At 63.1% G+C, this 14,390-nt stretch carries 10 protein-coding genes; 1 reads left to right on the top strand and 9 read right to left on the bottom strand.

The window, feature by feature from the left end:
- Positions 1-115: 115 nt before the first annotated feature.
- From rbfA to PMI40_RS01380, 7 genes are all read right to left on the bottom strand, one after another.
- On the bottom strand, positions 116-508 hold the full coding sequence (gene rbfA / locus PMI40_RS01410) for a 30S ribosome-binding factor RbfA (protein ID WP_040501483.1): 393 nt from the start codon (positions 506-508) through the stop codon (positions 116-118).
- 110 nt (positions 509-618) lie between these two features.
- On the bottom strand, positions 619-3,459 hold the full coding sequence (infB, locus tag PMI40_RS01405) for a translation initiation factor IF-2 (RefSeq protein ID WP_008111355.1): 2,841 nt from the start codon (positions 3,457-3,459) through the stop codon (positions 619-621).
- A 46-nt stretch (positions 3,460-3,505) separates the two neighbouring features.
- Positions 3,506-5,071, bottom strand: a complete 1,566-nt coding sequence (gene nusA / locus PMI40_RS01400; protein ID WP_008111353.1) for a transcription termination factor NusA — start codon at positions 5,069-5,071, stop codon at positions 3,506-3,508.
- A complete protein-coding gene (gene rimP, locus PMI40_RS01395) occupies positions 5,068-5,562 on the bottom strand; it encodes a ribosome maturation factor RimP (RefSeq protein ID WP_008111351.1) in 495 nt (164 codons plus the stop codon). The genes nusA and rimP overlap by 4 nt, the downstream gene beginning before the upstream one ends.
- 305 nt (positions 5,563-5,867) lie before the next feature.
- On the bottom strand, positions 5,868-7,949 hold the full coding sequence (locus tag PMI40_RS01390) for a pseudouridine synthase (RefSeq protein WP_008111349.1): 2,082 nt from the start codon (positions 7,947-7,949) through the stop codon (positions 5,868-5,870).
- Entirely contained in the window at positions 7,936-8,937 is a 1,002-nt protein-coding gene (scpB, locus tag PMI40_RS01385) for an SMC-Scp complex subunit ScpB (RefSeq protein ID WP_008111347.1), read from the bottom strand. The genes PMI40_RS01390 and scpB overlap by 14 nt, the downstream gene beginning before the upstream one ends.
- Positions 8,938-9,357: 420 nt before the next feature.
- Entirely contained in the window at positions 9,358-11,499 is a 2,142-nt protein-coding gene (locus PMI40_RS01380) for a bifunctional diguanylate cyclase/phosphodiesterase (protein ID WP_008111344.1), read from the bottom strand.
- A 275-nt stretch (positions 11,500-11,774) separates the two neighbouring features.
- Between PMI40_RS01380 and PMI40_RS01375 the strand changes: the two genes are divergently transcribed.
- Positions 11,775-13,370: an FMN-binding glutamate synthase family protein gene (locus tag PMI40_RS01375; protein ID WP_008111341.1), complete on the top strand. Its 1,596-nt coding sequence runs from the start codon at positions 11,775-11,777 to the stop codon at positions 13,368-13,370.
- An 80-nt stretch (positions 13,371-13,450) separates the two neighbouring features.
- Here PMI40_RS01375 and PMI40_RS01370 read toward each other — a convergent pair whose 3' ends face one another.
- Both PMI40_RS01370 and PMI40_RS01365 read right to left on the bottom strand, forming a co-directional pair.
- The gene (locus PMI40_RS01370; RefSeq protein WP_008111340.1) at positions 13,451-13,687 is read right to left on the bottom strand and encodes a sulfurtransferase TusA family protein; all 237 of its coding nucleotides are present in this window, start codon (positions 13,685-13,687) and stop codon (positions 13,451-13,453) included.
- A gap of 123 nt (positions 13,688-13,810) precedes the next feature.
- Entirely contained in the window at positions 13,811-14,389 is a 579-nt protein-coding gene (locus tag PMI40_RS01365) for an NUDIX domain-containing protein (RefSeq protein WP_008111338.1), read from the bottom strand.
- Position 14,390: the final 1 nt, after the last annotated feature.

Genomic DNA, 14,390 nt, shown 5'->3' with positions numbered 1-14,390 from the left:
CCGCTGGCGGCGACAGGTGCCGTGCAGGTCAATGCGGTTATCTGTATTGCTGAACAAAATCGAAAGGTGATATGCCGCAAGCCGCCACCGGCGGCCTGGCAGCATGACTGGCGACTCAGGCGTCGTCGTCGGAATCCTTGGCGCGGGTGGCGTTGGCCTGGTCGATCAGGCGCGACATCTCGATGCCGCGCACCGTCGAGTTGTCATGCACGAAATGCAGTTCCGGCAACGTATGGATGCTCAAGCGCCGGCCCAACTGGCTACGCAGGTAACCCGAGGCCTTGCGCAGGCCGGTGAGCGTATCGCGCACCGCTTCCTCGTTATCGACCAGGGTCGTGAAGAACACCTTGGCGTGCGCGTAGTCGGGAGTGATCTGCACTTCCGTCAGGGTAACCATTCCCACGCGCGGATCCTTCACTTCGAAGGCGATCAGTTCGGCCAGGTCGCGCTGGATCTGGTCGGCGACGCGCAAGCCGCGTCCGGGAATGGATTTGCTATGTTTTGCCATTACTCTAAAAAAACAATCGCGGGACCATTCCCGCGACGAAACCTGCCTGATGCCGTACACCGTCGCAAGCAGCGACGACCGGTGGCACAGCGCCACCGGTCGTCACCGGCTTACAGTGTACGTGCCACCTCCTGGACTTCGAAGATCTCGAGGTGGTCGCCCACCTGGATGTCGTTGTAGCCCTTGAGCGAGAGACCGCACTCGAAGCCCGACTTGACTTCCTTGGCGTCGTCCTTGAAGCGCTTGAGCGAGTCGAGTTCGCCGGTCCACACCACCACGTTGTTGCGCAGCAGGCGTACCGAGGAACCACGCTTGACCAGGCCTTCGAGCACATAACAGCCGGCGATGGCGCCGACCTTGCTGACCAGGAACACCTGGCGAATCTCGACCAGGCCCAGTGCCTGTTCGCGCTTTTCCGGCGCCAGCATGCCCGACATCGCAGCCTTCACGTCATCGACCGCATCATAGATGATGTTGTAGTAACGGATATCCACGCCCGAGCTTTCGGCCAGCTTGCGCGCCGATGCGTCGGCACGGGTGTTGAAGCCGATGATGACCGCCTTCGAGGCCACCGCCAGGTTGACGTCGGATTCGCTGATGCCACCCACGGCGGCGTGCACGACCTGCACGCGCACTTCGCCTGTGGACAATTTCTGCAGCGAATGCACCAGTGCTTCCTGCGAGCCCTGCACGTCGGTCTTGATGATCAGTGGCAGGTTCTTGACCTCGCCCTCGCCCATCTGCTCGAACATGTTTTCCAGCTTGGCCGCCTGTTGCTTGGCCAGCTTGACGTCGCGGAACTTGCCCTGGCGGAACAGGCCGATTTCGCGCGCCTTGCGTTCGTCGGTCATGACCAGCGTTTCTTCGCCAGCCGACGGCACTTCCGTCAGGCCCTGGATTTCGACCGGAATCGACGGACCCGCCTCGGTGATGCTCTTGCCGGTCTCGTCGACCATGGCACGGACACGACCGTAGGAGGAACCGGCCAGCACCACGTCGCCCCGCTTCAAGGTACCGGATTGCACCAGGATCGTTGCCACCGGGCCACGACCCTTGTCCAGCTTGGCTTCGATCACCAGGCCACGCGCCGGGACGTTGATCGGCGCGGTCAGTTCCAGCACTTCGGCCTGCAGCAGGACGTTCTCGAGCAACGAGTCGATACCGGCACCGGTCTTGGCCGACACTTCGATGAACGGCGAATCGCCACCGTATTCTTCAGGCACGACCTGTTCTGCGATCAGTTCCTGCTTGACGCGATCGGAGTTGGCGCCCGGCTTGTCGATCTTGTTGATCGCCACCACCAGCGGCACGCCGCCAGCCTTGGCGTGGGCAATCGCTTCCTTGGTCTGGGGCATCACGCCGTCGTCGGCCGCCACCACCAGGATCACGATATCGGTGGCCTTGGCACCACGGGCACGCATGGCGGTAAACGCCTCGTGACCCGGGGTATCGAGGAAGGTGATCATGCCGCGCGGGGTTTCCACGTGGTAGGCACCGATGTGCTGGGTAATGCCGCCGGCTTCGCCCGAGGCGACCTTGGCGCGACGGATGTAATCGAGCAGCGAGGTCTTGCCGTGGTCGACGTGACCCATGACGGTGACCACCGGTGCGCGCGGCAGCAATTCGGCATCGGCGTGTTCTTCGCCTTCGACCAGCAGTGCTTCGGGATCGTCTTCCTTGGCCGGATGGGCGCGGTGACCCATTTCCTCGACCACGATCATCGCGGTCTCCTGGTCCAGCACCTGGTTGATGGTGACCATCTGGCCCAGCTTCATCATGTGCTTGATGACTTCGGAAGCCTTGACCGCCATCTTGTGCGCCACTTCGGACACGGTGATGGTTTCAGGCACATAGACATCATGCACCACGGCTTCGGTCGGCACCTGGAAGTTGCTTTCGCGCTGGTCGTCGCTGCTGGAGTGACGACGACCGCCCTTGCCGCCGGCACGCCAGCCGCCATCGCGACCGCCGCCGCCTGTGGCGCCGCGCGACTTCAGGCCGCCCGGACGCTTCTTGGCCTCGTCTTGCCAGGTCGACGACACATTGGCCGACTTGATCGACTTCTTGTCGGCGGTAGCGACTGCCGGCTTCTTGTCGTCCTTCTTCTCGCCAGGCTTCTTGTCGGCAGGCTTGTGCAGCGTACCTTCGGGGGCCTTGGCGGCAGGCGCCGGCTCGGGCGCCTTGATCACACGACGCGGGGCATTCATCATGGCCTTGATCTGGGCCACTTCGTCTTCCACCGCCTTGCGCGCGCGGTCGTTGGCGGCAGCCCGGTCGGCTGCTTCCTTGGCGGCTTCGGCTGCCTTCTTCTTGGCTTCCTCGGCTACGGCGCGCTTCTTCTCTTCTTCGGCAGGATCGGCAGCTACCGGTGCGGCCTCGGCACCTGCCTTGGCCTTGGCCTTTTCGGCTTCGGCTGCCTCGGCGGCGGCACGCGCGGCTTCGGCGGCGGCGGCTTCACGGGCACGCTGCTGTTCCAGCTCGGCAGCCTGCGCCTGGGCGGCACGTTCTGCCTCCAGTTGCGCCAGGCGTTCTTCCTGGGCCTTCAATTCAGCCTGACGACGAGCTTCTTCCTCGTGACGTGCCTGCTCTTCGGCGGGGTCGTTCTCGACCACGGCCGCACGCACCGCGGCCTCGTCGGCAGCGGGTTCGTCACGCTTGATGAAGGTGCGCTTCTTGCGCACTTCCACCTGGATCGTGCGCGATTTGCCGGTCGCATCGGCCTGCTTGATCTCGGTCGTTTCCTTGCGGGTGAGCGTGATCTTCTTCTTCTCGCCCTCGGGGGCGGCGCCACGCGCACGGCGCAGGTGTTCGAGCAGGCGATCCTTGTCTTCCTTCGACAGGGAATCGGATGCGGAGCTTTTTTCGACGCCAGCCGAACGCAACTGGGTTAGCAGCAGATCAGCGGGCATTTTCAGCTCGGTGGCAAATTGGGCAACGTTGGTACTCGCCATTCAGTCCTCTTTTCTATGTGGCTCGACAGATGATGTGGAGATGCGCTCAGCCCTTGACGGCTTCGGTCGCACTCCATGCGCGGGCTTGCAATGCCTTGGCGCGTTCATCGTATTTGGCGTCGATGAGCTTCATTTCATCGTCGGTCACATTTTCAAATGCATTTTCAATCAGTTCACGTGCGCGTTCGGAAGGCAGTGCCAGGATCGCGCCAAACTCGTCATAGGCCAGGCCGGCAAAACCGGCCAGCGTCTTCACGCCGGCCAGGCCCAGCTTGCCTGCCAGTACGCGGTCCAGGCCCTCGAAGTTGATCAGGTCGTCTTCCATGCCTTCCAGACCCTCTTCGGACGCGATCGCTTCGGTCACCAGTGCATCGCGTGCGCGGTTGCGCAACTCGTTGACGGTCTCTTCATCGAACGACTCGATCTCGAGCATTTCAGTGATCGGCACGTAGGCGATCTCTTCCAGTGTCGAGAAACCTTCCTCAACCAGGATGTCGGCCACTTCCTGGTCCACATCCAGCTTTTCCATGAACAGCGTACGGATCGCCGCGGTCTCGAGCGCCGACTTGTCGGCCGATTCCTCGGCGGTCATGATGTTGATCTGCCAGCCGGTCAGCTCGGCGGCCAGGCGCACGTTCTGGCCGCCACGACCGATGGCGATGGCCAGGTTCTCTTCGTCCACCACCACATCCATGGCGTGCTTTTCTTCGTCCACCACGATCGAGGTGACGTTGGCCGGGGCCAGCGCGCCGATGACGAACTGCGCCGGATCTTCGGACCACAGCACGATATCGACACGCTCGCCGCCCAGTTCGCCGGTGACTGCCTGTACCCGCGAACCGCGCATGCCCACGCAGGTACCGATCGGATCGATGCGCTTGTCGGCGGTGAAGACGGCGATCTTGGCGCGCACGCCCGAATCACGGGCAGCCGACTTGATCTCGAGCGAACCCTGTTCGATCTCAGGCACTTCGAGCTCGAACAGCTTCATGATGAATTCAGGCGCCGTACGCGACAGGATCACCTGCGGACCGCGTGCACCGCGGTCGATGCGCAGGATGAACGCCCGTACGCGGTCGCCGATACGCAGGTTTTCCTTCGGGATCATCTGGTCGCGCGGCAGGCGCGCTTCGATCTTGCCCGATTCGATGATGGCGTCGCCACGTTCCATGCGCTTGATGGTGCCGGTGACCAATGCATCGCCACGCGCCAGGAAGTCGGCCAGAATCTGTTCGCGCTCGGCATCGCGGATGCGCTGCAGGACCACCTGCTTGGTGTCCTGGGCAAAGCGGCGACCGAACTCGACCGACTCGATGGCTTCCTCGATGTACTCGTCGACTTCCATGTCGGGATACTGTTCCTTGGCTTCGAACAGCAGGATCTCCTGGTCGGGCAATTGCAGGCCGGCCTCGTCGGGAACCACGTGCCAGCGGCGGAACGACTCGAACTCACCACTTTCACGGTCGATCGAGACGCGAATGTCGACTTCGCCTTCATAGCGCTTCTTCGTGGCTTGTGCCAGGGCGTGTTCGAGCGCCCCGAAGACCACATCCTTATCGACGTTCTTTTCGCGCGCCAGCGCATCGACCAACAACAAAACTTCGCGACTCATGCTTTGCGACTCCTAAAATCGACCTGCGGCACCAGTTGTGCCTTCTCCACGTCAGCCGGGGTAAAACTCAGTACCGCCGACGACCCATCGTTTGCTTCAAATTCCAATATCAGGTTCTCGCCTTCGGCTTCACGCAAGATCCCTTGATAGGTCTTGCGATTGGCCGTATCGGGCAACGCCACTCTCAGCTTGATCAGCGCCTCGCAATCGACGAAGCGCACGAAATGGGCAAACTTCCTGAGCGGCCGGTCCAGGCCCGGCGAGGAAACCTCCAGCCGCTCATATGCCACGTTTTCGACCGTGAACACGTGCAGCAACTGGTGCGTCACCTTCTCGCAATCCTCGACCGTGATCGAGCGCTCCTCCTCGGCAGCGGGATCGAACGGGAAATCGATGAAGACACGCACCAGGCCTCGCGAGGCCTTCTCCATCTCGACCAGTTCGTAGCCCATACCCGACAGGGTGGACTCAATGAGCTCCAGCAATTGCAAGACTATTTCTCCGTATTGACACCGGCGTGACACGCCAGCGTCGAAATCCATCAGCAAAAAAAAAATGGGCATCCGCCCATCTTTTGTTATCTCTCACGCAACTTCCCGAGAGCTCGCGAACCGATCCACTTGCCACTCAAAGCATGGTGCAGGCGGATCTACGGTGATTTTTCACATATGCGATTCGCGACGGGTTGCGTTTAACTTGCGCATTATACTCGATTACGGTATGTGCAGCAATTCGAGATTGGATCAACGTGTGTTTGCGCCACGCCGGGCGGCGCAAACACCGTCATCCGCGCACTTCAACGACCACGCCCGCCGCCACCGCCGCGACGTACGATATTGGGCAGGCCCGGCAAACCGAACGATGCGGCCTGGCCGCCGCGTTGCGGCCGGTTGTGGCGACGCTGCCCGGCTTCGGGAAAGCCCAGCGCTGTCTGCAACGGATCAGGTTGACGGCTCTTCTGTTGCCCGCCGCCCTTGCCGCCGTTGCCATTTCCATAACCACCGCCGTTACCGTAGCCACCGCCATTGCCCCCGCCGTTGCCGTAACCGCCGCCATTGCCGCCCCGGCTACGCTGCGAAGGTCCGCCGTTGCCAGGCGCCTGGTTGCCACGCGGGCCGCGCGGGCCGTTGTTCTGGCCGCCTTGCGCACCCTGGCCTGGCCTGCCATTACCGGCGGCCGACTTCTGCTCGCCACCGGCCTTTTCCATGCCACAGGCAGCCAGCAGGCCGCGCACTGCGTTTTCTTCCAGCTCTTCCCAACGACCGCGGCGCAGCGTCTGCGGCAACGTCATCGCGCCGTAGCGCGTGCGGATCAGGCGCGACACCGTCAGGCCGACCGCTTCGAACATGCGGCGTACTTCACGGTTACGGCCTTCGCCGATGGTCACCCGATACCACTTGTTGACACCTTCACCACCACCGTCGGCAATACGCGAGAACTGCGCGGTGCCGTCGTCGAGCTCGACACCGTTGAGCAGGCGCTGGCGCATGCCCTCCTCGAGTTCGCCCAGGGTACGCACCGCATACTCGCGCTCGATGTTGTAGCGCGGGTGCATCAGGCGATTGGCCAGGTCACCGGAGGTGGTGAACAACAGCAAACCCTCGGTATTGAAGTCGAGACGGCCTACGGCCAGCCACTTGCCCGCCTTCATGGTCGGCAGACGGTCGAATACCGAATTGCGTCCTTCCGGATCGGCATGGCTGACGATCTCGCCGGCCGGCTTGTGATAGACCAACACGCGCGGAGGACGCTTGGTCACCTTGCGCTGCAACAGCTTGCCATTGATACGGACCTGGTCGGTCGGCAGGATGCGTTGGCCGATATGGGCCGGCTCGCCGTTGACCGACACGCGGCCGGCGACGATGAGCTCTTCCATGTCGCGCCGCGAGCCCAGGCCGACATCGGCCAATACCTTGTGCAGCTTGGGTGCGTCGTCCTCGGCCGTCAGGTCGCGTCGACCGTTCTTGCCGCGCATCTGGTGCTGTTGCTGGCCGCGACCACCCTTGTCCTCGCGGTCGTAGGCCTCGGAGGTGACGAACGAGAAGATGTCGTCGCCCTGCTCGCCCGAACGCAGCCCCAGTTGCGGGGCCTTGGGCTTCTTGTGCCCCTTGTCGAACGGCTTCTTGCCTTGCTGCTGGTTCTTGTTGAATTGCTGGCGCGGCTGCTGTTCTTGCGGCACGCCGCCCTCGACGGCGGCAGCACGCTGCTGTGGCGCGCCTTCGGCACCAGTGGCGGCACGCTGTGCGGCGCGGTTGTTGCGCAACGCGCGCGGACCACGCACGCCACGGCGGGCCGGCTTGGCGCGATTGGGATCCACCGGGGCATCCAGCAGCACCGGTGGTGCCGACACTTCATCACCGACGGTCACGGTAACCTTGTGCGATTCGGGAGGAGCCACGGCCGCGACCGACACGCGCAGCGGAGGCGCCATGTCGAAACTGAGCTGGTCGGCACCTGCCGCCCGCGCCGGCTCGGGCGCAGTGCCATCCTGCGACTTGCCGGCACGCGGCTTGCCACGCGGGGCACGCGCCGGCTTGACGGCCTCGGCCGCCAACGGTGCCGGCGACCGTTCGGCGCTGGCGCCGGGCGCCGCAACCGGCTCGGCCGACTCGACCTTCTTGACGCGCGGCTTGCTGACCCGCGGCTTCTTCTCGGCGGCCGGTACCTCCAGCAGCTCGGGCTGGGACGCCTGCTGATCGTCGGCCTTCCTGGTGCGCGGGGCGCGCTTCTTGGGCGCAGCCTCGGCGGCGACCTCGGCCACCACGGGCGCAGCCTCGGCTGCGGCACTCACCTTGCGGGTGCGCTTCTTGATCGGCTTGTCGGCTGCGTTGGCTGCCGCGTCAACGGCTTGCTCGTCTTGGGAACTAGTTGGTTTCATTCTTCAAATCTTGAGTATGCGGGCCCGGCTCGGCTTGATTGTCGCGCTCGTCGGCCTGGTCATGGGAATCGATCTCTGCGCCGTCCGTATCCTCGTCGGTCGCGCGGGCCTCGTCGCCTGTTACGGCAACTGCCTGCCCAAAAGGTTCTTGCTCTTCGTCAGTCGATGGCTCGGCCTGCTCCGGCGTCACCTCGACTGTGGGCGCAGCCACCAGCGGCGCCTCGACATCAACATCCTGCCCACCATCCGAGGCGGCATCACCTGCCGCATCGTCGATTGCCCCATCAGTGGCCTGCACCGTCATCGCCTGGTCTTCAGAGGCGACCGGCAAGGCCGACCCGGCCGCCGGGTCCGCCAGATCGGCATCCTGCCCCGCTTGCGGCATGACCAGTGCGTCGCCGACACCTTCGAGCGCCTGCAACTCGAGCAGCGCGCCTTGCACGGCGGCCTCGCCACCGACGTTCTGCAACGCCGGCAATTGCTCCAGCGAGGTCAGGCCGAGGTCATCGAGGAACTTGCGGGTAGTGGCAAACAATGCAGGTCGCCCGGGTACGTCGCGGTGACCGATGGATTCTATCCAACCCCGGTCTTCGAGCATCCGTATCGTTTGCGAATTGACGGCAACACCCCGAATTTCTTCAATATCCCCCCGCGTCACCGGTTGCCGGTACGCGATGATGGCCAGCGTCTCGAGCGTGGCGCGCGTGTATTTCGGCGGCTTTTCCGGATTCAGGCGTTCCAGGTACACCTTCATGTCGGGACGACTCTGGAAGCGCCATCCGGTCGACAGGTGCACCACCTCCACGCCGCGCCCCTCCCAATCGCCACGCAATTCCTCGATCATCTGCTTGATTTGATCGGAGGTGATCTCGCCAGGCTGGTCCTGCTCCGGGTCGGCGTACAGCTTCTTCAGGTCGTTGATCGATAGCGGTTCATGCGTGCATAGCAGTGCTGTTTCGAGGACTTTCTTCGCCTCTGCAATATTCATGTACGACTCTTGTGCGTCTTGTTGATTAAACAAACGTTGGTTTGTACTTGGCCCGGCCAGACGACTATGCCGCTGACGGCAGCGCCCATGAGAATATCGATCGCAAAATGTCTGCGTGCGCGAGATGCTGTAGGTACTGCTTTCCGGTGCCCGATTTTTAGAGGATAGACTGAGCTGGAAAATCAAGACTTGGCAAGACTTGGTCCGAGCTGGCATTGCGGGATATCACGCCACTGCATACGCCTTGGTAGCGGCTGGATGCTGACAACTGGCTTGTGCTGTGCCATTTCAACCATCGCTTCGCGCCCTGGAGCCATGGTGCCGCGCAGGTTGCGGCGGTCGGGCGCAAAGTAAAATGTACTGCGCGAAAGTGTAGCACAAAGATTTCGCCGCTTGGGCGCTGTTGCGCCGCCCAGACAATTATTTGCCTGCCGCGCCCCGGATTGCCTCGTCCCGCAGCCGCAGCGTGAAGTCTTCGACGCTCATCGGCTTGCCAAAATAGTATCCCTGCACCTCGTCGCAGCCGTTTTCGCGCAGGAAATCATGCTGTTGCTCATCCTCGACACCCTCGGCGATGACACGCAGGTTCAGGATGTGCGCCAGCGAGATCACCGCCTTGACGATGGCCGCGCTATCGGCGTCACGGGCGATATCGCGCACGAAGGACTTGTCGATCTTGAGCGCGTCGACCGGAAAGCGCCGCAGGTAGGACAGGCTCGAATAGCCGGTGCCGAAGTCGTCCACCGATATCTTCAGGCCCAGGCTCTTCAAGGCGTGCAGCGTCGCCACCGTCTTCTCGGCGTCCTTCATGACCACGTTCTCGGTGATCTCGAGCTCCAGCCAGGATGCGGCCAGGCCGCTGTCGCGCAGCACGTTGGCCACGAAATCGATCAAGGACTGGTTCATCTGCCGGGGCGAGATGTTGACCGCCACCGGGATCGCCAACAAGCCGGCGTCCTGCCAGGCGCGGTTCTGGCGGCAGGCGGTGCGCAGCACCCACTCGCCGATCGGCACGATCAGCCCGGCCTCCTCGGCGAACGGAATGAAGCGGTCTGGTGCCACCATGCTCTGCTCGGGAGACTGCCAGCGGATCAGCGCCTCGGCGCCGATGATGCGGCCATTGCTCAAGCTCAACTTGGGCTGGTAGAACAGGCGGAACTCCTCCTGGTCCAGCGCGCGGCGCAGGCTGATGAGCATATCCAGGCGATTGCTGACCTGGGTATCCATCCACGGCGCAAAGAACTGGAAGTTGTTGCGCCCCTGTTCCTTGGCCTTGTACATGGCCGAATCGGCCTTCTTGAGCAGGGTCTCGACGTCCTTGCCATCCTCCGGATAGCGGCTTACCCCGATGCTGGAGGTGATGTGGAACTCGCGCTCGCCCACCGGCCACGGCCTCGCGACCGCCGCCAGGATACGTTGCATGACTTCGGCGATACCGGCCTCGCCGCTCTGGTTCTGCAGCACCAGCACGAATTCGTCGCCACCCTGGCGCGCCACCATGTCGGTATCGCGCAGGCAGGACAGCAGTCGCTGCGCCACCGTCTTGAGCAATTCGTCGCCTACCTGGTGTCCCAGGCTGTCGTTGATGTACTTGAACTGGTCGAGGTCGACGAAGGCCACCACCGTCATGCTGCCCTTCTGGCGCGCCTGGATCGCACGCTGCAAGTGATCATGCAGCATGTTGCGATTGGGCAAGCCGGTGAGCGCGTCGTGGGTGGCCTGGTGGCGGATCTCGGCCTCGTAGAGCTTGCGCTCGGTGATGGCCTCGACCGTGCCCTCGTAGAACATCAGCGTGCCGGCATCGTCATGGACGGCGCGGGCGTTTTCCGAAATCCAGATGATGTCGCCGTCGCGCCGGTACACCCGCGACTCGAAGTTCGACACCGAGCCGTGCTGCTCCATGAGCCGCATGAATTCGCTGCGCCGCTCCGATTCGACATACAGTTGGTGGCGGATGTCGCGCAGGCTGACGATCAGGTCTTCCGGCGAGCGATAGCCGTAGATCCGGGCCAGCGCCGGATTGACCGCGATGTAGGTGCCGTCGGGCGTGGTCTGGAACACGCCCTCGATGGCGTTCTCGAAGATGCTGCGATAGCGCCGTTCGGCCTCCTGCAACGCTTGCGCGGCTTCCTTGCGCTCGGTGACGTCCTGCATGAAGCCCTCGACCGCCTCCACCTCGCCGGTCGCATTGTAGATCGCCACGCCGCGATCCCAGACCCAGCGCACCGATCCATCGGCACAGACGATACGGCATTCGACGTCGAAGCGGCGCCGCTGGCGCAGGCATTCGCCGATGTGCCAACGCACCAGTTCGCGGTCGTCCTCGTGGATCAGCTGTTCGAACGAGAGTTGCTGGTTCAGCAGCAGCGCCTCGGGCAGGTGGCCAGTCAGCGGCAGGCAGCCTTCGCTGACGAATTCCATGGTGCGTTGCGCATCGGCGCGGCAGCGATACACCATGCCGTCCAGGTTGGCCAGCAGGGTTTCCAGCAGCCGCGGCGAACGCGGAATCAGCCCCGGCTGAAAACATTCCTCCGAGGAAACACTCAAAGCCGCAGTCTTCATAAATACGTCGCGCGTCCCCCGCCCTGATGCGGAAATGGTGGATGAAGTCGCCGCCATCGAAGGCGGTCTTGTCGCCTGTTGCCTAGCAATAACGATGCCACGCATGCAGCCGATGCGCGCCGTCTCGTCGCCATGTCGGCTGCTCCCGGGCACGCAAATCGACAGGAAACACCCCTCAGTTCGGCTCAATCAGCCGGGCGGTAGGGGCGGTAGAATCACCGGCGCCGGCAGTACATGCCGCCTTCCACCATCACAACGACAAACAAGAATCTCCTATGTGGGCAAATCGATACCTGGCGTTCTGGCTGGTCACGCTGTTGACGGTGACACTGGCATTGTTGGCCGCGACCCAAACCATCCATTGGGGCTGGGTGCCCGTGCCGTTGGCATTATCGGCGCTGGGCGTGCGTGACGTGCTGCAGCGGCGGCACGCCGTGCTGCGCAATTATCCGCTGATCGGCCACTTCCGCTTCCTGTTCGAATCGGTGCGCCCCGAACTGCGCCAGTATTTCTTCGAAGGCGAGATGGACGGCACCCCGTTCTCGCGCAAGAAACGCAGCATCGTCTACCAGCGTGCCAAGGGCGAGGTCGACAGCCGCCCGTTCGGCACCGAGCTCGACGTGCGACAACACGGCCATGAGTGGATCGGGCATTCGCTCTCGCCCACCCGCATCGCCAGCCACGACTTTCGGGTCACGGTCGGCGCCGGGCGCGCGCAACCCTATTCGATGTCGGTTTTCAACGTCTCGGCCATGAGCTTTGGCTCGCTGTCGGCCAACGCCATCCGCGCCCTCAACCACGGTGCCAAGAAAGGCAATTTCGCGCATGATACCGGCGAGGGCTCGGTCTCGGCCTACCACCGCGAATTCGGTGGTGACCTGGTGTGGCAGATCGCGTCCGGCTACTTCGGTTGCCGCAACGCCGATGGCAGCTTCGATGACGACAAGTTCAGCCAGCAGGCACGCGCACCGCAGATCAAGATGATCGAGGTCAAGCTGTCGCAGGGCGCCAAGCCAGGCCACGGCGGCGTGTTGCCGGCAGCCAAGATCACCGCCGAGATCTCTGCCACGCGCGGCATTCCGATGGGTGTGGACTGCATCTCGCCGGCCGTCCACTCATCGTTCTCGACTCCCATCGGCTTGCTCGAATTCATCGACAAGCTGCGCCTGCTGTCGGGCGGCAAACCGGTCGGCATCAAGCTGTGCGTGGGCCATCCCTGGGAATTCTTCGGCATCGCCAAGGCCATGCTCAAGACCGGCATCGTGCCCGACTTCATCACCGTCGACGGCGCCGAAGGCGGCACCGGCGCGGCGCCCCTGGAGTTCGTCGACCACGTCGGCATGCCGTTGCAGGAAGGCCTGCTGATGGTACACAACACGCTGGTGGGCATCGGCCTGCGCGACCAGGTCAAGATCGGTGCCGGCGGCAAGATCATCACCGCCTTCGATCTGGCGCGCACGCTGGCGCTGGGGGCCGACTGGTGCAACTCGGCGCGCGGCTTCATGTTTGCGCTGGGATGCATCCAGTCGCAGAGCTGCCATACCGACCGCTGCCCGACCGGGGTCGCCACCCAGGACGCCGGGCGGGCACGGGCGCTGGTGGTGCCCGACAAGGCCGAGCGGGTGTACCGCTTCCACCAGAGCACCTTGCACGCCCTGCAGGAGCTGGTGCAGGCAGCCGGCCTGCCGCACACCTCGGCGCTGCGTCCCCACCATATCGTGCGACGCATCAACGACAATGAGATCCAGCTGATGTCGACGGTGCTGAAATACCTGCAACCCAACGATTTGCTGGACGGCAATTATCGTTATCACGTCTACGAACAGTTCTGGCCGATTGCACGGGCAGAGAGCTTTCATCCCAGCTTTTGAGAACCGATTTGGTGCATCAACGAAAAAGCCCGCATCTGCGGGCTTTTGTCCTTGGAAGCGGCGGCCCGTAGGGCCAGGGCTCATTTACGCTTCATGAAGAAGACGAATTCCTGGTCATCGTTCTTGCATTGCGACAGCAGGTCATTGCCGGTCTGCTTGGCAAACGCCTGGAAATCGCGCACCGATCCGGTATCGGTGGCCGTCACCCTCAATACCTGTCCGCTGCTCATGTCAGCCAGCGCCTTCTTGGTCTTGAGGATAGGCAGCGGACAGTTCAGCCCGCGTGCGTCCAATTCCCGGTGAAATTCAATGGTCATACTGCGACTCTAAATGGAATACAACGAAAACGATTTTACTGCAAAGATGCGCCGAGTTGATGCATCGCACAAGAATTGTTGTTTTCGACGCACTAAGCTTGTGCATCGGCAACTCGGAACGGGTCAGGAGGCGATGGCGGGCGTGCCGGTGGCGGCCTCCGGCGCTTCTGCCAAGGGCGTGCTGGAACCCGCGAATTCCACATATTGCACCGGCAGGTTACGCGCGCGCATCCAGTCGGCGACCGCATGGCCGGTCCCTGCCGGCCATGGCCGCATGTCGGCCGGATCGCTGAGCCGGTACTCCAGCAACTCGGGCGAGAGCCGGATGACGCCGGTGGCGCGTACGTGATAGGCGATGATCAATTCGTTCTTGCGAATGAATTCATAGACGCCGATCAGGCTGACCTGCTGCGCGTCGAGGTCAGTTTCTTCCTTGATTTCGCGGGCGATGCCCTCTTCGGGCGTCTCGCCGCGCTCCATGAAGCCGGTGATCAGGGCAAAGCGCCCCTCGGCCCAGGCCGCGTTGCGGGCCGTGAGCAACTTGCCGTCGATCTCGACCAACGCCGCCAGCACCGGCAGCGGGTTGTCCCAATGGGTCCAATGCCCATCCGGGCAGGCCAGGCGGACCTTGCCGCTCTCTTCCTCATCGGCGCGCAGCACCAGCGAAGCGGCACACACCGGACAGAATTTGAACTCGCTCATG

Origin of the sequence: Herbaspirillum sp. YR522 (genome assembly GCF_000282575.1) — a bacterium.
Classification (GTDB): Bacteria; Pseudomonadota; Gammaproteobacteria; order Burkholderiales; family Burkholderiaceae_D; genus Herbaspirillum.
This window is presented reverse-complemented; position numbering and strand designations above follow the sequence as displayed.

Excerpts from the sequence above, each read along its gene's own strand:
- nusA (WP_008111353.1), bottom strand. The coding sequence starts at position 5,071 with ATGAGTCGCGAAGTTTTGTTGTTGGTCGATGCGCTGGCGCGCGAAAAG.
- rbfA (WP_040501483.1), bottom strand. The coding sequence starts at position 508 with ATGGCAAAACATAGCAAATCCATTCCCGGACGCGGCTTGCGCGTCGCC.
- PMI40_RS01375 (WP_008111341.1), top strand. The coding sequence starts at position 11,775 with ATGTGGGCAAATCGATACCTGGCGTTCTGGCTGGTCACGCTGTTGACG.
- PMI40_RS01390 (WP_008111349.1), bottom strand. The coding sequence starts at position 7,949 with ATGAAACCAACTAGTTCCCAAGACGAGCAAGCCGTTGACGCGGCAGCC.
- PMI40_RS01370 (WP_008111340.1), bottom strand. The coding sequence starts at position 13,687 with ATGACCATTGAATTTCACCGGGAATTGGACGCACGCGGGCTGAACTGT.
- PMI40_RS01380 (WP_008111344.1), bottom strand. The coding sequence starts at position 11,499 with ATGAAGACTGCGGCTTTGAGTGTTTCCTCGGAGGAATGTTTTCAGCCG.
- PMI40_RS01365 (WP_008111338.1), bottom strand. The coding sequence starts at position 14,389 with ATGAGCGAGTTCAAATTCTGTCCGGTGTGTGCCGCTTCGCTGGTGCTG.
- infB (WP_008111355.1), bottom strand. The coding sequence starts at position 3,459 with ATGGCGAGTACCAACGTTGCCCAATTTGCCACCGAGCTGAAAATGCCC.
- scpB (WP_008111347.1), bottom strand. The coding sequence starts at position 8,937 with ATGAATATTGCAGAGGCGAAGAAAGTCCTCGAAACAGCACTGCTATGC.